Genomic DNA, 18,723 nt, shown 5'->3' on the forward strand with positions numbered 1-18,723 from the left:
GCGCTGCGCACGCGCCGCTAGCTGAGCTTGTCCACCATCTTCTCGATCCGCCGCTGGCTCACGGGTTTCGCCGTCCCGAGCCGCTGCGCGAACACGCTTACGCGCAGCTCCTCGATGCGCCACAAGATGTCCTTCACCGCGCGCGATTTTTCGCGGCCCTTAGGCAGGCGGCGAAGCCTCACGTCGAGGTATTCCCGGGCCGCGTCGATGGTTGCCTGGCGCTCGGCGTCGCGGTCGGGGTCCAACGCCATGTCCTCGAGCCGCACCCTAATGGCCTGGACGTAGCGGGGGAGGTGCTGCAGGTGCTCCATCCCGTGGATTGTGATCGCGTGCTTGGGTAAAAGAAACGCCATCTGCCGGTTGATGTCGTCGATCGCGGGCCCGTGCCAGTTATCCAGCTCGGCCGCGAGGTTCGAGTACTCGACCAGCCCGGGCGCAATCGAAACGATGGTGCGCCGCACGGCCCCGCTGATGGTGGGTTTGATGGTTTTCACCAGCTCCTCGAACTCCGCGGGCCGTCGCACGGGCCCGCCCGCGGCGAATAGTGCGTCGCGGATCGCGGCCACGCGCGCGTCTTCCACGAGTCCCGCGGCGCCGCCGTGCGGGTAGTGTTCGACGGCCACGCGTTGCCGCAGCGGCAGTCCTTTGAGCATCTGCTGCGTCGACACGTCGATGCGACGCAGCAGCAGCGTCAGCGTCGCGGTCACCATCGAGGCGTCCGCAGCGGCCTTCGTCGGGAAGACTTTCACCCGCACGCCGCCAGCCGCCGCCTCCAGCGCGGGGTACGCGTCCACTTTGTTGCCCTCGATGGTTGTGGTCACGGTCTCAGGGACGTCGCCAAGCGTATCGACGGTCCACTCCCGCACCACATCCGTCTCCGAGCGCTTCCCAGCCTTTGCCACCGACGAATGAATCTGCCCCGCGCGCCTTGTCTTCAGCGCCTGAAGGTCCTTGTCATGATCGGTGATTTTTCCGCGCCGATCGACAGCCGCGAACGTCATCCGCAGATGACCCGGCACCGCCTCCGGCCGGAAATCTGCCGCCGCGATTCCGTGCCCGCCCATCGACTGCAGGATGTGCGCCAGCTGCTCGACGACGCGCCCTTGCCCCGGCACTGCCTTCGCCAGAGCGCGCGCGGCGTAGTCGGGCGCCGGCACGACGGTCTTGCGCAGCGCCTTCGGCAGCGTGCGGATGAGCTCAGTGAACAGCTCCAACCGCAGCCCCGGAACCAGCCAGTCGAATCCGTCGTCTTTCAGCCCCGCCAGAAGAGGTACGGGCACCATGACGGTGACTCCGTCGAAGGGGTCGCCCGGCTCAAACTTGTACTGCAGCTCGTAGTCGATGGTGCCCTGCCGCCACGAGTCGGGAAACGCGAGCTTCGCGCTATCCAGCGCGCCGCCGCCGGCAGCACCACCGTCGCTGGCGGCAGCGCCAGCGCCGCCAGCACTACCTTCGCCCCTTCCGTCGCTGGCGGCAGCGCCAGCGCCGCCAGCGAAGCCGGCGGACTCGGTGCGGTAGGAGCCGTCGTGAAGCATGTGTGCCCCCACGTCCTCCGCAATGAGCGCGTTCGGGTCAAAGTCCAAAAAGGCCGGGTCTTCGCGGCGTTTCTTTTTCCACCAGGCGTCGAAGTGACGTCCGGTTGCGACGCCAGCGGGCACGCGGGCGTCGTAGAATTCAAATAGCGTTTCCTCATCCACGACGACGCCGCGGCGGCGGATTTTCTCTTCGATCTCCGCGGCCTGCTCTAAAAGAGCCGCGTTGTGGGCCGCGAACTTGTGGTGGGTGGTCCATTCACCGTCGACGAGCGCGTGGCGGATGAACATGTCGCGCGCGCCTTCCGCGTCCACGCGGTGATACGGCACGAGCCGATCCGCGACGATGGTCACGCCGTAGAGCAAGGACTTCTGGTGCACCATCGGCGCGGCACGCTTGCGTGACCACACGGGCTCGGAATATGAGTGTTTCAGCAGGTCACGCGCGAGCTTTTCCACCCACGCCGGGTCGATCGCGGCAACGTCGCGCGCCCACAGGCGAGTCGTCTCCACGAGCTCCGCCGCCATCACGAACTCCGGCGGTTTCTTCGCCAGCGCAGAGCCAGGGAAGATCATGAACCGCGTCCCGCGCGCGCCCTTGAATTCCTTCGAGTTGCCGTCGCGCGCGCCAATGTTGGACAACAGGCCGCTCAGCAGCGCCTGGTGGATTTCCTTCGGGTCGCGCGCCGTGCCGGCTTGATCCTGTGCCCAGCCCAGTTGCTTCTCGACGTCCCTCAGCTGCCGCACCAGGTCATACCACTCCCGGATACGCATGTAGTGGAGGTATTCCTTCTTCATGCGTTTGCGGAACGCGTTGCCGGACAGTTCGTCGCGCGCGTCCTTCAGGTAGTCCCACAGGTTCAGCGTGGAGATAAAGTCAGAGGTTTTATCCCTAAACCGTGCGTGGGCTTGGTCGGCCTGGGCCTGGAATTCCAGTGGCCGCTCGCGCACGTCCTGAATGGTCATGTTGGCCACGATGACCGTGACGTCTTCGAGCACGCCTAGCCGGTTGGCCTCGACCAGCATGCGGGCCATGCGCGGGTCGACGGGGATCTTCGCCAGATCGCGCCCGATCGACGTGAGCGTGGGCGCGTCGTTGCTCTCGCGGTCGGTGATCGCGCCGAGCTCATGCAACAGCAGCAGGCCATCGCGGATCGCTTTCGGGTCCGGCGGCTGGATGAACGGGAACTCCGAAATGTCGCCTAAGCGCAGCGAGATCATTTGCAAGATCACGCTCGCCAGGTTGGTGCGCAAGATCTCCGGGTCGGTGAATTCCGGACGCGCCTCAAAGTTCGCCTCCGAGTACAAACGAATCGCAATACCGTCCGCGATACGCCCCGAACGCCCTGATCGCTGGTTCGCGCTGGCTTGCGAGATCTCCTCGATGGGCAGTCGCTGCACCTTGGTGCGCGTCGAGTAGCGCGAAATGCGCGCCAGCCCCGTGTCCACCACGTAGTGAATTCCCGGCACGGTCAGCGACGTCTCAGCGATGTTCGTCGCAAGTACAATCCGCCGCCCGGAATGCGGCGCGAACACGCGGTGCTGCTCGGCGTTGCTTAGTCGCCCGAACAGCGGCACGACCTCGACGCCGCGCCAGTTCTGGCCGTCGATCGCCTCCATCGCGTCGCGGATGTCGCGCTCGGAGGCGAAGAAGCACAAGATGTCGCCGTCGCCTTCGCGCATGAGTTCCGTCAGGGCGTCGATAAGCCCGTCGAGCATGTCCACGTCGACGACCTTCGTCCCGCCGTCTTTTACCGCGACCTCCATCTCCAGCGGCCGGTAGCGGATCTCAACGGGGTACGTGCGCCCCGAGACCTCAATGATCGGCGCGCCACCGAAGTGTTCCGCGAACCGCTCCGGGTCGATCGTCGCGGAGGTGATGATCACCTTCAGATCTTTACGCCGCGGCAACAACTGCTTGAGGTACCCAAGCAGAAAGTCGATGTTGAGGCTGCGTTCGTGGGCCTCGTCGATGATGATCGTGTCGTAGGCGCGCAGCAGGCGGTCGCGCTGCATCTCGGCCAGCAGGATGCCGTCTGTCATCAGTTTCACGGCCGTCGTGTCCGAGACGCGGTCGTCGAAGCGGATCGCATAGCCTACGGATTCGCCGATCTCCTGGCCGAGTTCTTCCGCAATGCGCTCCGCCACCGTGCGCGCGGCAATGCGTCGCGGCTGCGTGTGGCCAATCAGCCCCTCGCGTCCGCGCCCCAGCTCAAGGCACATCTTCGGGATCTGCGTCGTTTTACCGGAGCCCGTCTCACCCGCGATGATCACCACCTGGTTGTCGCGGATCAGCGTTTTAATCGCTTCTCGACGATCGGACACCGGCAAGCCCGCCGGATACCTAATCTCCGGCAGAGCTGCCTCGACTGCTGCCGCGCGCTGCGCTTTCAGGCGTGCCCAGTCGCGTTTGTTGCGCCGCCGCCGGCCACCAGTCCGCTGCCGCGTTTTTTCGCCGCCGCTCATGCAGTCGCGCCAGCGTTGATGGTTCCGGCCGCGGCGAGGGTGTCCTCGTGCGCCTGTGTGATCAGCGTGCCAAAGGTTTCAAACTCCTCCACGCGCGTCGACGACGCACGATACGTCAGTCGAACCTGCCGCTCGGCGCTCACGGTGGGTGCGAACCGGGCGATCGCAACGCCCGGGCGCACGCCCTCAGCGGCAACGGCGTCCTCCGGCAGAAGCGTGGCACCGAAACCGGCGGCAACCAACTGCACAATCGTGGTCAACGACGACACTCGGCTGACAGATTCGGTGATCTCGTTCGTGCTCACCTGAGCGAGGTGACACAGTTCGATGACCTGGTCGCGGAGGCAGTGGCCGTCGTCAAGCAATAGCAAATCGAGCTCCCGCAGCTCTTCGAGCGACAAATCATCTCGCCCGGCCAGCGCGTGGTGGGAGGGCAGGGCGACGACGAAGTTTTCGTCGTAAAGCATGCGCGATGTTAACCCGCTCCTCTCAGACGCGGTGGCCACGACGGCGAGGTCAATGAGGCCGTCACGCAACTGATCCAGCAGGACAGGCGTGGTTTCTTCGACGATCCGCGGCTCCAGCTCAGGGAAGTGCTCTCGGCACAGGCGGAGCAAGCTGGGCAAAAGGTAGGGCGCGACCGTGGGAATCATCCCAATGACCAGCGGGCCGTTCAGCACCCCGTGAGCGCCGCGCGAGCGCGCAACAAACGTCTCCGCCGCCTCGAGCGTGGCCTGGGCGTAGGGGAGAAGCGCGGCCCCCGCCGGGGTGACGATGACCTTGCGCGTCGAGCGCTCAATGAGCTTGATGCCCAGGCCGGTCTCCAACGCGACGAGCGCCTGCGACAGCGACGGCTGCGAAATCCCCAGCTTCGCGGCGGCCGTACCAAAGTGACGGTTCTCCGCGACCGTGACGAACGTGCGCAACTGCGCAAGCGTCGGCTTGTACTCTTTGTTCACCCAGGCAACCGTACCTTATAGCGAACGCCTATCAACGAAAACCGCAGTTCGCACCAGCCGCCGCGTGAAATGTACACGATTTTCCACGTTTACTTTTATGATGAGTTAACGTTTTTGTAACCTGCTGGACCCCGCCCTAAGGAGGACGCGTGACCGACTTCATCAACGGATTAAACGACATCATCTGGTCGAACTGGCTCGTGTACCTGTGCCTCGGCGCGGGCGCATACTTCACGCTAGTGACCCTGTTCATGCAGGTCCGCTGCCTGCCGGACATGGTCAAACAGATTTCTGTCGGCGAAAGCTCCGAACACGGAATCTCTTCATTCCAGTCGCTTATGATCTCTCTGGCCGGGCGCGTGGGCGTGGGCAACATCGCCGGCGTGGCCACCGCCATCGCATTCGGCGGCCCGGGCGCGGTGTTCTGGATGTGGGTGACCGCGTTTCTCGGCTCGGCGACCTCCTTCATCGAATGCTGCCTCTCGCAGATCTACAAAGAGCAGGACCGCGACACCGGTGAATACCGCGGCGGGCCTGCGTACTACATCGAGAAATCACTCCGCCACACGAAAGCCCGCCCGTTCGCGCTGGGATACGCCATCGTGTTCGCTGTGTGCATGGTGCTGGCGACGTCCTACTTCCTGCCGGGCGTGCAGGCCAACGGTGTCGCGGCGTCCGTGGAGAACGCATGGAACGTTCCCACCGGGGTGTCCGCGCTGGTCATGGCCGTCTTGCTGGGCCTGATCATCATCGGCGGCATCAAGCGCATTGCGACGTTCGCCGCGCTTGTCGTGCCCGTCATGGCGGTGATCTACATCGTGATCGCGATCGTGGTGCTGTTCACGCACGCCTCCCAGATCCCGGAGGTTTTCGGCATGATCTTCCGCGCGGCGTTTGACAAGGAAGCGGCGTTTTCCGGCATGCTCGGCGCGGCTATCGCGTGGGGCGTGAAGCGCGGCATCTACTCCAACGAGGCAGGCCAAGGCACCGGCCCCCAGTCGGCGGCGGCCGCCGAGGTCTCCCACCCGGCCAAGCAGGGATTTGTGCAGGCGTTTGCGGTGTACGTCGATACGCTTCTTGTGTGCTCTGCGACGGCGTTCATCATCATCTCCACGGACATGTTCCGCGTCTACGAAGGCCAATCCGCTGACGGCGCCGTCATTTACAGCGGCTCCATCTCCGACGCCGTGGAAGTCGGCCCGGGCTTCGTGCAGGAGGGCCTGAACACCTTCTCGACGGGTCTAGGCCCCAGCTTCGTCGCCGTCGCCATCGCTTTTTTCGCCTTCACGACGATCGTTGCCTACTACTACATGGCCGAAGTCAACTTCACCTACCTGAACCGCTGGATCGAGAACGAGACCGCCCGCCGCGTCATCATCTGGATCCTGCGCATCCTGATCATCGTGTCCGTGTGCATCGGCGCGACCACCACGCCGGGTACCGCCTGGGCACTCGGCGACATCGGCGTCGGCGCGACCGCGTGGCTGAACATCGTGGCGATCCTCGCCCTCCAAGGCCCCGCGCTGCAGTGCCTGTGGGACTACCGCCGCCAGAAGAAAGCCGGCATCGACCCGCAGTTCGACCCCGAGGCTCTAGGCATCCGCAACGCTGATTTTTGGGTCGAGCGTAAAAACACCATGCTTATCGACGGTTCCTGGCCCACCCCCAACCCAGACCCCACCGCGCCTGCCACCGGACCTGCCGCCGGCCGCAGCAACCGCTAGCCCGCCCACTACTGCGGGCGCGGCGACCCGCAGCTTTTGGGCATGGCTGTGTGCCCGCCCACCCCTTGTGTCGGGTGTCGGGTGTGAACCCACCTCTGGCCGCCAGCAGCTGCCAACCGGCAACTGCCATCCAGCTGGCTGCCGCCAGCCAGCAACTGCCCGCCGCCAACCGGCAAGTTTCCGCTGGCTGGCGTGGGTGGTGTTAGTCGAAGAGTTGGTGCATCGCTCCCCACTGGGCGTTGACGTCGTGGTGCACGGCATGCCCTGATGGTGACACCCACACCTTCTCAGGCCCGACGCGGCCGACTCTGCCGCGACCATTACCCCGACCCCCGTGCTGGCTGGTGGCGTAATCGTCATCGTTGACGCGATTATGATAGCGACACACCACCGCCAGATTGTCGAGGTTTGTCTCCCCACCGTTCTTCCACGCCGTAACGTGGTGGTACTGGCAGTGATCCGCAGATTTCCGACAGCCGGGGACCACGCAGTTCGGCATCATCGCTCGCAGCAAGACGCGTTGTTTGTCATTGGCGAACCTGCTCGACCGATACAAATTCACCGCACCCTCCACCGGATGAAACAACCCCACCTTCACACCAGGACCACTCCCGCCAGCGGTGGGGTCGCCGGCTGCGGTAGCGGGGTCGCCGGCGCCGGTATGGGGGCCGGTGGCGGTGTGGGTGTCGTCGGGGTCGCCGGCGCCGGGGTCGTCGGCGGGGGTGTTGAGGTGGTCGAAGAGGTAAGTGAGGTAGTCGGCGCCGGTGATGGTGGTGCCGTCGGTAAGCTTGAGCTCTACCTCGTCCCCGTTGCCCGCCATGATCTGGATGTGGGCGGCAAGCGGAACCATGATCAACGGTTCTGGGACCGCCGCACGCACACCACCGCCACCGCCGTTACTGCTGCCGGTGGTGACGAGGCGACCAAACGCGTCAGCAAGCTGCGGCCCTACAGGGGCAGTGGTGTCAATACCGTCGTAGAGGTGACGCTCGAGATCTTCCACGAGGCGTTCATCGGTCGTAACAGTCACAGAACGCATCTTGTGCCGCGAAGCACTAAACCGCACACCAGGTTGGGGTGGTGTGGAATCGGCCGGAATGATCTTCTTCGCTGCCTGCTTCAACGCACCAAAAGACCCACGCACCTGAAGCAACTCAAGGCGCAGCTGCCAGCGCGTGGCAGCATCCACACGTGTAGGAAGGCGGCGTTCGATGTAGATCAGTTTGTCCATCGACACCTGATTCGCCTGCACCAGTTCACGGGCCTGGCGCTGTTTAGCGCGAAACCGCGTCGACCCGAAGTAGGTGGCGTGCAACGCTTCCAACTCCCGGGCATGGTTGGTGTCTAACTCGCCGCTGCGGGCGAGCTCCTTGTTGAATGATCCGATGATGCTTAACGCGTTTCGCGTAATCGCAGCGTGATACGCCGCGAAATCCACACCACCAGCAACATCGGGTGCAGCTGGTGGCGCTGAGCCTGAATGGATTGTCATAAAGTCCCCCCAAAAAATGTAGAAATGCTTACAGCCCGCAACCTACACCACAAAACACAACCCAAAATCCACACACCACCACCCCTGTGGATAACCCCGACTTATCCACAGGGCGGCTTAGGCTTGGCGCAGTTCGAGGCTGAGCAGGCGGACTTCACCGGCCGCGTCGGAAGCGTCGAGGTCCACGAGCCCTACGAGCTGGAATGCGTTGTCGCCTTCGGGGTCTTTGATGATTTGGGTGGCCTGCCAGAGGCGGCGCTGGCGCGCAGAGGAAGCGTCCTGCGAGGCAGATGCAGACAGGTCGGCGGCCAAGCCGCTGGCCTCGGAGTCCAGATCGGTGTTGAGCACAAAGTACTCCGGCCCGCGGGCGTCGGGGCCAAGGTCGACGTCGTCGTAGTCGTCGAAGTAGTCATCCATGTCGGTACCCCAGTCGGGCTGTGATGAAAGGTCCAAGTAGCTCAGCATCTCGCCGAGTTCGCGTTCTTTTTCGTAGGCGAAAAGCTCGACGAGCCGGTAGAAGTAGTTGCGCACCATGATCGTGAATGCGCGGCGGTTGGCGGTGAGGGCGGTCGGGTCCTCGACGCCAAAGGCGAGTTCCCGCTCAAGATCATCGGAGGAGATGGGGGTGTTGTCGTCGGTCATGTGGGCCCATTCGTCGATAAGCGATGAGTCCACCTGGCGGATGAGCTCGCCGAGCCACACGACAACGTCGGCGAGCTCCGCGGTCATGTTGGCCTCGGGGATCGAGTGCGACAGCGTGCGCCAGGCGTCGGTGAGGTAGCGCAGGACGACGCCTTCGCTGCGCGCCAGCCCGTAGGTTGCGATGAGGTCGCTGAAGGTCATCGCGTGTTCGATCATGTCGCGCACGACGGATTTGGGCCGCAGCTCAAAGTCGCGGGCCCATGGGTTGGCCTGGGTGAATGTCTCGAATGCGGCGTCGAGTTCGTCGCGCAGTGGCTGCGGGTGGGTGACCTCTTCGACCAGCGCCATGCGTTCGGTGTAGTCGACGCCTTCCGCTTTCAGCGCCGCGATTTCCTCGCCGCGGGCTTTGCGTTGCTGCGCTTGGAGTAGCTGCCGGGGGTCTTCAAGGATCGCCTCAAACGTAGAGATCACGTCGAGCACATAGCTTTCCGACGATGGGTCCAGCACCGTCAAAAACGCCAACGCGAACGGCGACAACGGCTGATTCAGAGCAAAATCGCGGTCCAGTTCCGCGGTGAGCGTGTAGGGGCGGAACGCGGGGGAGTCGGGCGTTGCCTCCACGACGCCGGCCGTGATCAGCCCGCGGAAGAGCTCGACGGCGGTGAGGATGTCCCGGTTTTGCTTCGCCCGCGAGTCGTGGTTGGTGCGCAGCAGGTTGCGCATGTGCTCGTACCCGTCGCCGGGGCGCGCAACCACGTTGAGCAGCATGGAGTTGGACACCTTGAACTGGCTTGTTAGCTCTTCCGGCTCCGCGGTAGTGAGCCGGTTAAAGGTGTTTTCGGACCAGCTCACGTCGCCGGTGCGCGGGGCCTTTTTGCGCATTTTCTTCAGCTTGGCTGGGTCGGTGCCGGCTTTTCTGCGCATCTTGACGTTTTCGATCTCAAACTCCGGCGCTTCCACCACCACGGTGCCCTCGGTGTCGTAGCCGGCGCGTCCGGCGCGCCCGGCAATCTGGTGGAATTCGCGCGAGGACACGATGCGCTGCCGCGTGCCGTCGTATTTGGCCAGCCCGGTCATCACAACGGTGCGGATGGGCACGTTGATGCCCACGCCTAGGGTGTCGGTGCCGCAGATGACCTTCAAAAGTCCTTGCTGGGCAAGGCGCTCCACGAGGCGGCGGTATTTCGGCAACATCCCAGCGTGGTGGATGCCGATCCCGCGTCGCAGGAGTTTGGAGAGGTCCTTGCCGAAGGTCGTCGTGAAGCGAAAGTCCCCGATCGCCGCAGCGATCGCTTCTTTCTCGGAAGCGGTGACAAAGTTCATTGACGTCAACGCCTGCGCGCGTTCCGCCGCCTCACGCTGGGAGAAATGCACCACGTAGATCGGCGCTTTGCCCTCGGCCATGAGTTCGTCGATGGTCTCGTGGACGGGGGTGAACACGTAGTGGAAATCCAGCGGCACGGGGCGCTCCGACCCGCCGACGAACGTGGTCTCACGCCCCGTGCGCCGCGTCAGGTCTTCTTGCAGCCACCCGGTGTCGCCCAACGTGGCGGACATCAACAGGAACTGCGCGCGCGGCAGTTCCAGCAGCGGGACCTGCCACGCCCAGCCGCGCTCAGGGTCGGAGTAGTAGTGGAACTCGTCCATGACCACCTGGTCGATCGACGAGCGCACCGCGTCTCCGCCTTCGCGCAGCGCAATATTAGCCACGATCTCCGCAGTCGCCGCGATGATCGGCGCGCTGCCGTTCACCGTCGCATCACCGGTCATCATGCCGACGTTCTCCGGTCCGAAAATCTCACACAGGGCGAAGAACTTTTCGCTCACCAGCGCCTTAATCGGCGCGGTGTAAAAGCTCCGCTGCCCACGCACCAAGGCGATGAAGTGGGCGGCGTTCGCCACCATCGACTTGCCTGAGCCCGTCGGCGTTGCCAGGATCACATTGTCGCCAGCGAGCACGCTTAACGACGCCTCCTCCTGCGCCGGATACAACGCAATCCCGCGCTCGCGCGTCCAGGATGTGAAGGAATCCCAGATCGCGTCGTCGATAAGCGATGAGGGAACCTCTTCGAGCTCCAACGCGAAGGAAGCAAGCGACCCGCTACTCGTCATCGTCGAGCGGGTCCTCCCACATCTTCGCCTCGAGCTCTGCCTGGGTGGGGCGGGAGTCGCGATCGCGGTCGTCGATCGCGGCGAGGAAGTTCTCGAATGCCTCACCGATTTCCTCGCCGGACGGGACCTGGGCCTCGCCGGGCATCATCTTCTGCGGGTGCTGGTCGCGGTAGTTGGACATCTCCGTGTCATAGTGCTGCTCAAGCTGCGCCACGACCTGGGCGATCTCCTCAGAGTTCTGGGTCTGCTCCGCGAGCTGCTGCGCAACGCGTTCAATGTCACCTTCGATCGCGCGCAGCGGGAAGTCCAGCTCGGACGTGTCTGACACAGACTGCAGCAGCTGGAAGACCGCGTGCGGGTAAGGCGACGCCGCCACGTAGTGCGGGACGTGCGCGGTGTAGCCGGCCACCTTGCGCCCGCGGGAGTGGAGCTCACGCTCAATCATCACGGCCGCGGCGCCTGGCACGGAGACCATGCCGTCGTAGGTGAACATGGTGCCCACCAGCTCAGCGTCGTTGCCATGCGCAGAAACCACCAGCGGACGCGTATGCGGCGCACCCATCGGCGCGGCGTAGAGGCAGATCGTCTTGTCCACGTTGAACTTGTCCGCCAAGTCCGCCACCGCCTTGGAGAACGCCTCCCAGCGCATGTCCGGCTCCGGGCCCGACAGCAGCAAAAACGGCACACCCTTGGTGTCGCGCAACACGCGGATGTCCAAGTTGATCGGCTCGACGTCCGTGATCTCATGGTGGCTCATGGTCACCATTGGGCGGCGCGAGCGGTAATCGATCAGTTCGTCGTTGTTGAACGTGGCTACCGTCGCCGATTCCAATGCGTCCTTGAGATGGGATGCCGCGCCTTCCACGGCCTGCCCGGCGTCCGCGTAGCCCTGCATGGCCACGATCATTGTCGGCCCAGACGCCTCACCACCGTCAACAGATGGCGCGGGGTACTCCAACTCGTACATCCGGCGCTGATCTGATCCACCAGTCCTGTCGTTCACAGCAGGTTCACCCTCCTTTACGTATGCATCCAGTTCCAACCCCGCGGCGGAGGTTTTCATTCCCCACCACCTTAGTGGCCCCCGTCCCTCACCGCGGAAACTCCCACGCGGAGCCAACTGGTGCGAAAATTTTTCGCTCTTCGATGGAACCTGGACGCCAGTTTTTGAGTCCAATGGATATGAGAAGAAAATTCACTGAAACCACCCGTCCCATCGATTTCCTCACTGGCCCCGCCGATTTGATTGCCTCGTTGCCCGGAATTTTGGGGTTTTACCCCACGGAATCCGTGGTGATCGTCGGCCTTGAAGAAAACCCGCGCGCGCCCGGCGCCTACCTGGTTGGGCCCGTGATGCGGGCAGACCTCGTGCATGCGAGCTCCGCTACGTCCGCGGTGACCAAGCTTGGCGCGAAGAATTGCACCGCCTTCTACGGCTTCGTAATCACGCGGATTCCCAACTCGGATCTCGCGCGCGACGCCATGCAGGAGCTGGAGGATCTTCGCATCAACGGCCGCGCGGTCATCGACGCATGCTGGCACCTTTCTGAGGTAGCTACCGGCACGCCCTACACCATCTTGTTCGAATCGCTCGGCCATGAGCACACGCTTATCGACGGCTGGTCCAACGGCGTCGTCGCCTCCATCGTGTCCTCACCGACGATGAAACCATTCCTGAAAGAGGGCGCGTTGCCTGCCGCTGACAGGGAAGAGGCTTTGTCCTATTTCGAACCGCACACGCTGGACTCGGAGACGCGCCGCGACGTGGATCAGCTGAGCAAGCTGGCCAACCGGCACGCCGGTATTCTGTGGGAGCGCATCGAGGGTCGCCGTGCCGGCGCGCGCGGCGCCATCGACGATGCCTGCGCGATCCTCACCCGCGGCGAGGCCCACCCCGTTATCGCACCGGATGAGGAGTTCTACCTCGGCGACGTGTTTGAGCAGGAATCCGAGGTGGTTCTCATCGCCGCGCTTTTATCCACTCCCGGTTTGCGCGATTGCCTCATTGCCCCGTGCTTGAAAAACCCGGAAACCGCCGCGGGCGTACTACTGTCCATCGGGCGAACCTTTTCCGGGACTATCCGTGCCAACGCACTGACAATCTGGGCCATGATTGCGTTCGCCCGCGGACTCAATTCCTGGGCGATTGCAGCGCTGACAACAGTCCAGGATGAAGAGCCGACGCACTCCATGTCCGCGATCATGCTTCAAATCCTGAGCGTCTCGAATGCCCAGGACATGATCGATGTCATCGTGCAAACTTGCGAGGAGTTCTTCAACAGCGTGGTGGAGCAACACCCCGCCCCGAAGTAGCACCCCGCCCCGAAATAGCTCCGCCCCGACGTAGCTCCGCGCCCCTCAGCACCGCGGAATCCTGACGATGTTGACACATCCCGGTCGCCGACCTGGGATTTTAGAGCCGCGCCGGGGCCAGAATGGTCAGCATCGTCAGCCGCGACGCGCAGAGGCGCGGCGGGGCGCGACGGAATGGACCGGCGGCGAGGAATCCTGACGATGCTGACACCTCCCGGACGCCGACCTGGGGTTTCAGGGCCGCGTGGGGGCCAGAATGGTCAGCATCGTCAGTGGCGCTGCGGCGGCGGGGTCCGGCGGCGGGGTGAGGTGAGGCGGGGCTAGGCGTGGTGCTGGGCGAAATCCCAGGCGTCGCGCACGATCGTCGTGATGTCGGTGCGCGTGGGGTTCCAGCCGAGCTCGTTCTTGATGCGTTCTGAAGACGCGATGAGAACCGCCGGGTCGCCGGCGCGGCGCGGGGCGACGACAGCGGGGATCTCGTGGCCGGTGACTTCGCGGCACGTTTCCACGACCTCGCGGACCGAATAACCGGAGCCGGACCCGAGATTGTAAATTGCGTGCCGGCCCGGGGTGTTTGCCTCGAGTGCGAGTACGTGGGCGTCAGCTAGATCGCGGATGTGGATGTAATCGCGAATGCAGGTGCCATCCGGTGTTGGCCAGTCGTCGCCGAACATGGAGATGGAGTCCCGCTGGCCCAGGGCGACCTGGAGGACGATCGGGATCAGGTGTGTCTCGGTGGCGTGGCGCTCGCCGAAGCCGCCGTAGGCGCCGGCGACGTTGAAGTAGCGCAGGCTCGTGGCGCCAAGACCATAGGCGTTGCAGTAGGACGTGATCGCGTAATCGATCGCTAGTTTCGTTGCGCCGTAGGGGTTCGTTGGGCGAGTCGGGGTGTCCTCGGTGATCGGGACTTGCTCAGGCTCGCCGTATGTTGCTGCGGTCGAGGAAAACACCAGCGAGTTCACGCCGTGGGTACGCATGGAGTTGAGCAAGAACAACGACGTTTCGAAGTTGTCGCGCCAGTACTCGTGGGGGACGTCGACGGACTCGCCAACAAGGGAACGAGCCGCGAAGTGGATGACGCCGTCGACTGCGTCGCCATTGGTGGGGGCTAGGACGTCATCGATGACGTCGCGGATGTGGCCCTCAACCAACGTCGCGCCGGGAGCGACAGCGTCGCGGTTACCGGTGGAGAAATCATCCACAACCGTGACATCGTGGCCAAGGTCCACCAAGACCTTCGTACACACGCTACCGACGTAGCCGGCGCCGCCGGTCACGACGAGTTTTTTCGGCTCCCCAGCAGATGCGGGGGAGTCGGTGGAAGGCTGGTTAGCAGAAGGCGTTGCAGAATCACTCACGCTTTACGACGATACGCGGATTGCGTGCGCCAGATCGTGGGACAGCTCGATTTCGTGGCCATCGTCGGAGGCGAGGCGGATCATGCCGCGCTCATCCTCGTCGATGGTGACTGTTAGTCCAAGGTGGAAGCCTAGGCGTGAGATGGAGGTGTACTGCTCGGAGTCGAGCTGCAGGATCTCGTTGATCTGGACGATCGTTGCGCGAACCGGCTGGCTCAAATCCAAGTCGCTGACGCGCTGGCCGAGATTCTCCGGCGTTGCGTGACTGCCGTCCGCGGCACCGATCTCGCCGCCGGCGTCTGCCTCGCCGGCGGCACTGTTCCCGCTGGCGGCGTTTGCCTCGCCGGCGCCGCCGTTCTCGCTGGCGGCGCCGGGCACGCTCGATTGCAGATCGTTCAACCCCGGGATCGGGTTGCCGAAGGGGGAGCGGGTCGGGTCATCGAGAACGGCCACGACGCGGCGCTCAACCTCGTCGCTCATGACGTGTTCCCACCGGCATGCCTCGGCGTGGACTTTGGTGATGTCCATCTTCAAAACGTCGGTAAGCAAGCGCTCTGCGAGGCGATGTTTGCGCATGACTGCGGTGGCGACTTCGCGGCCGCGTTCCGTCAGCGACAGGGAGCGGTCGCGCTCGACGACGATGAGGCCGTCGCGTTCCATGCGCGCCACGGTCTGGGAGACGGTGGGGCCGGATTGGTCGAGGCGCTCGGCGATGCGGGCGCGGAGAGGGATGATGCCCTCTTCTTCGAGCTCATAAACCGTGCGGAGGTACATCTCAGTAGTGTCAACGAGATCTCTCACAGTGGTACTCCTCATTCGGTTCTGGGGGCGATATCGGGTTAAACGACATATATGGTATCCGCATGCCGTGGAGTTGCGGTGGTCCAAAGAGGAAAGATCCACCGAACGGTTGACCCTCCGCTGTAGGGAGGGAGTCTCGGGTACGGAAGAACGGCCCCGCGGGATTACATTGCGTAGTCGCGGAGGCGGTCTGCGCGTTCGCCGACGCGCAGTTTGCTCATCACTTCGCGTTCGATTTGGCGGACGCGCTCGCGGGACAGGCCGAACTCGCGTCCGATCTGGTCGAGTGTGCGCGGCACGCCGTCGTCGAGACCGTAGCGCAGGCGGATCACGTCCTGTTCGCGTTGCTCAAGGCCGTTGATGATGTCGTGGATGTCATCGTGGCGCAGGACGGAGACAACTGCATCCTCGGCGTCGGCGGCCTCAGCGTCTTCGATGAAGTCACCCAGCGGGGCCTCCTCATCGGCGCCGACCGGCATGTCCAAGCTCACTGGGTCGCGGGACTGGCGCAGGAGCATTTCAATCTTGGACTCTTCGATGCCGGATTCCTCGGCCAGTTCCTCGTTCGTGGGTTCGCGGCCAAGGGACTGGTACATCTCGCGGCGGATGCGGGAGAGCTTGTTCACCTGCTCCACGAGGTGGACTGGGAGGCGGATCGTGCGGGACTGGTCGGCCATACCGCGGGTGATTGCCTGGCGGATCCACCAGGTTGCGTAGGTGGAGAACTTAAAGCCCTTTGCGTAATCGAACTTCTCCATGGCGCGGATCAGGCCCAGGTTCCCTTCCTGGATGAGGTCCAGCAGCGGCATGCCGCGGCCGGTGTAGCGCTTGGCCAAAGAAACCACCAGGCGCAGGTTCGCCTCAAGCAGGTGGGCGCGTGCTTTACGGCCTTGCTTGGCCAAGATCTTCAGGTCACGCTTTTTCGCGCGGGTCAGGTGCGTGTCCGGATCATCCAGCAGGTGTTGGGCGTAGAGGCCCACCTCAATGGTTTGGGCCAGTTCTACCTCTTCCTCGGCGTTGAGCAGGGCGGTCTTGCCGATGCCGTTGAGGTACACACGGACCAAGTCCGCGGACGGGTTGTCATTCGTCTGATTGCGGCGTGAGCCAGGATCTACTTTTTCCTCGGCTTCCTCAGCGCCTGCCACTGGATTCACATCCGGTTGAGTCATATGAGGCCTCCTACAATCATTCACAGAGCCGTCCGGTTCGATTCGGCTGTTGAGACCGTCCGGACCTTCTACACCTTTTAAGCCGCGCGGTCCCCGTATGAGTAACCGCTAACAACCTTCTAACGCGGAACACTATCAGTTTGTTCCCACCGCCGAGTAGGTTCGGTAGTTATTCCGTACTTATCTTGCCAAATCGTTATTTCAGCAGGTCATCCGGGATGATAAAGCCGTGACGTATGAGGTCTGCTAGAGCTTCTGTGGCCTGGAGTGCAAGAGTTCCAGTGTCACTCACGGCATCGTGTGCGCATCCCCACAGCTCCACCACATCTTCCAGGGGGAGCCCATTGGGGTGAAGCCCGGAAACGATCGCAGCGAGTGCGTCATCTACCTCGCGGCTAAAGCGCGGTCCTTCGGTCCGGGTGAGTCGTTTTACGGTCGGGGCAAATCCCATGCCGGAGGTTTCGTCGCTAAGCGAAATGTCCTCCAACGCCACGCCAGGGCGCACTGCGTAACGGGCTGAAAGCATGTCCGTCGCATTGACGCCACGCAGCCACCCGACGCGCGTGAAGAAATCCTCAACCTCTGGCCCCAGCGGATCGGTGAACGGGTGGGAGAGATCGTTGGTGTAGACCTCAGACGGTTCGTCCCCAATCGCGCGGAGGAACACCCAGCCGAAGCCAATCCCCGTGACGCCGGCTTCCTCAAAGTGGTCAAGCCACCGCTGGGTCCGCTCGATTCCCTCGGGGCTGCGCAGGTCAATGCTTTCATCCTTCAACCACGTGGAGACGTACATCCCAGGGTCCACCACGTCACGCTGGCAGACCCACGCGCTCACGCTTGACGACGGAACCCACGACGCAACCCGGTTCTCCCACGGGCTGTCAGCAGTGTGGATCCACGAGGCCAAGATGAAGGCGGTGCCGCCCTCATCGAGGTACTCCGGGGCTGTGCTTACCACCAGCGCACTGGCGTCGTCCAGGTTCAACCCAGAGTCCCGGTAGACGTGACCGACGTCCGGCAGACCCACGACGAATGGGGGATTGGCCACGATCCTGTCAAAGGTCTCTCCCGCCACCGGTTCGAACCAGCTGCCCTGGCGCAGCTCGACGTTGGTCACGCCGTTGGCAGCCATGGTCGCCTCAGCCAGTTCAATCGCGCGCGGGTGCACATCGGTGGCGATCACCGACTCGGCGACGCGTGCCTGCGCGAGCGCCTGCACGCCCGACCCAGTGCCCAGGTCCAACACGCGCCGGGCAGGGGACAGCGGGGTCGCCGACAGAAGCGACAAGCTAGCAGCGCCGACCCCCAAGACGTGGTCAGGGCCGGGGACGATATCTGTCATCGATGCATCCAAGTCCGAGATCACCAGATGTTCCTGTCCAGCGATGACGTGGGGGCGGATGTCGAAGGCGGGGCGGGCGAGGGAGTCGTCGATAAGCGAAAAGTGCTCTAGGTGCGGAACATCCGCGAGCTGACTGACGGGCGTGGGCTCGCGGAGGATGAAAAACGCGATGAGGCGCGAAAGCGTCGAGTCATCGCGCAGCGAGTGCTTAACCACGCCGGGCTCCCCGCGGTAGAGCGCCGCGGTGGCGTCGGGGCCGAGGTGGGCGGCGATGGAATCGGCGGTGAAACCCTCCGCGACCAGGTAGGAAGCTAGCTCGCGCGCGGCGTTGGGCAGGGGGCTACTCGTCCTCATAATGGTCGATCGTACCCTCGGGGTGGGTGCTCGACGGCGAGTCGATCGCACGCGCACGGGCGGCCTCGAGCTCCGCCGCCATCTGCTGCCGCGCGACCGCGGGCTTGTAGACATTCTTCGTGCGCTTGTCCCGCTTTTCGCCTTGACCATTGGCGATGACCACCGAAATCCACGGCAGCGGGATCGAAATGGAGAAGAACAACGCGCCAAGCCACCAGTTGTTCCAGATCATGATGCACGCAATGGACAAAATGATCAGCGGCACGCGCACGCCCTGCCAGAACAAGTACTTCCTCTGCCGCGACTGGCGGCTTTGACCCGGCGCCTGACGCGCGTCTGTGATGAGTTCGCTCGAGCGCTTGCGCAAGCTCATGCGGCGGTGCGGGCGGGACTCGACCGGGTCGTGCTCCAAATCTCCCGTGAACTCCCGTGATGCCGCCATAACTCACAAGCGTAGAC

Annotated in this window: 12 protein-coding genes; 2 read left to right on the forward strand and 10 right to left on the reverse strand. The window is 63.7% G+C overall.

Annotated elements, in window-relative coordinates:
• Nucleotides 1-17 precede the first annotated feature (17 nt).
• Both hrpA and CAQUA_RS04825 read right to left on the reverse strand, forming a co-directional pair.
• Entirely contained in the window at nucleotides 18-3,998 is a 3,981-nt protein-coding gene (gene hrpA / locus CAQUA_RS04820) for an ATP-dependent RNA helicase HrpA (protein WP_231375412.1), read from the reverse strand.
• Nucleotides 3,995-4,957, reverse strand: a complete 963-nt coding sequence (locus tag CAQUA_RS04825) for a hydrogen peroxide-inducible genes activator (protein ID WP_196824272.1) — start codon at nucleotides 4,955-4,957, stop codon at nucleotides 3,995-3,997. Before CAQUA_RS04825 ends, hrpA begins: the two co-directional genes overlap by 4 nt.
• 149 nt (nucleotides 4,958-5,106) lie before the next feature.
• On the opposite strand from CAQUA_RS04825, the gene CAQUA_RS04830 reads away from it, so the two are divergent.
• The gene (locus CAQUA_RS04830) at nucleotides 5,107-6,681 is read left to right on the forward strand and encodes an alanine/glycine:cation symporter family protein (RefSeq protein WP_196824271.1); all 1,575 of its coding nucleotides are present in this window, start codon (nucleotides 5,107-5,109) and stop codon (nucleotides 6,679-6,681) included.
• A 202-nt stretch (nucleotides 6,682-6,883) separates the two neighbouring features.
• Here CAQUA_RS04830 and CAQUA_RS04835 read toward each other — a convergent pair whose 3' ends face one another.
• The 3 genes from CAQUA_RS04835 to CAQUA_RS04845 form a co-directional block, all read right to left on the reverse strand.
• Nucleotides 6,884-8,173: an HNH endonuclease signature motif containing protein gene (locus tag CAQUA_RS04835; protein ID WP_196824270.1), complete on the reverse strand. Its 1,290-nt coding sequence runs from the start codon at nucleotides 8,171-8,173 to the stop codon at nucleotides 6,884-6,886.
• A 117-nt stretch (nucleotides 8,174-8,290) separates the two neighbouring features.
• Nucleotides 8,291-10,927, reverse strand: a complete 2,637-nt coding sequence (locus tag CAQUA_RS04840) for a DEAD/DEAH box helicase (protein ID WP_196824269.1) — start codon at nucleotides 10,925-10,927, stop codon at nucleotides 8,291-8,293.
• Nucleotides 10,917-11,894 (reverse strand): PAC2 family protein, encoded by a 978-nt coding sequence (locus tag CAQUA_RS04845; RefSeq protein WP_231375809.1) that lies wholly within the window; start codon nucleotides 11,892-11,894, stop codon nucleotides 10,917-10,919. The genes CAQUA_RS04840 and CAQUA_RS04845 overlap by 11 nt, the downstream gene beginning before the upstream one ends.
• Before the next feature lie 179 nt (nucleotides 11,895-12,073).
• Between CAQUA_RS04845 and CAQUA_RS04850 the strand changes: the two genes are divergently transcribed.
• The gene (locus CAQUA_RS04850) at nucleotides 12,074-13,240 is read left to right on the forward strand and encodes a DUF4192 domain-containing protein (RefSeq protein ID WP_196824267.1); all 1,167 of its coding nucleotides are present in this window, start codon (nucleotides 12,074-12,076) and stop codon (nucleotides 13,238-13,240) included.
• A 320-nt stretch (nucleotides 13,241-13,560) separates the two neighbouring features.
• Here CAQUA_RS04850 and galE read toward each other — a convergent pair whose 3' ends face one another.
• The 5 genes from galE to CAQUA_RS04875 form a co-directional block, all read right to left on the reverse strand.
• A complete protein-coding gene (gene galE, locus CAQUA_RS04855; protein WP_290178936.1) occupies nucleotides 13,561-14,517 on the reverse strand; it encodes a UDP-glucose 4-epimerase GalE in 957 nt (318 codons plus the stop codon).
• Between the two features lie 84 nt (nucleotides 14,518-14,601).
• A complete protein-coding gene (locus tag CAQUA_RS04860; RefSeq protein WP_196824265.1) occupies nucleotides 14,602-15,399 on the reverse strand; it encodes a metal-dependent transcriptional regulator in 798 nt (265 codons plus the stop codon).
• Between the two features lie 164 nt (nucleotides 15,400-15,563).
• Nucleotides 15,564-16,568 carry a sigma-70 family RNA polymerase sigma factor gene (locus CAQUA_RS04865; protein WP_196824264.1) on the reverse strand — a complete coding sequence of 335 codons (1,005 nt, stop codon included), beginning with the start codon at nucleotides 16,566-16,568 and terminating at the stop codon, nucleotides 15,564-15,566.
• 196 nt (nucleotides 16,569-16,764) lie between these two features.
• Nucleotides 16,765-18,264, reverse strand: coding sequence for a N5-glutamine methyltransferase family protein (locus CAQUA_RS04870; RefSeq protein ID WP_196824263.1), 1,500 nt, complete (start codon nucleotides 18,262-18,264; stop codon nucleotides 16,765-16,767).
• On the reverse strand, nucleotides 18,251-18,706 hold the full coding sequence (locus CAQUA_RS04875; protein WP_196824262.1) for a DUF3099 domain-containing protein: 456 nt from the start codon (nucleotides 18,704-18,706) through the stop codon (nucleotides 18,251-18,253). Before CAQUA_RS04875 ends, CAQUA_RS04870 begins: the two co-directional genes overlap by 14 nt.
• Nucleotides 18,707-18,723: the final 17 nt, after the last annotated feature.

This window comes from Corynebacterium aquatimens (assembly GCF_030408395.1).
Classification (GTDB): Bacteria; Actinomycetota; Actinomycetes; order Mycobacteriales; family Mycobacteriaceae; genus Corynebacterium; species Corynebacterium aquatimens.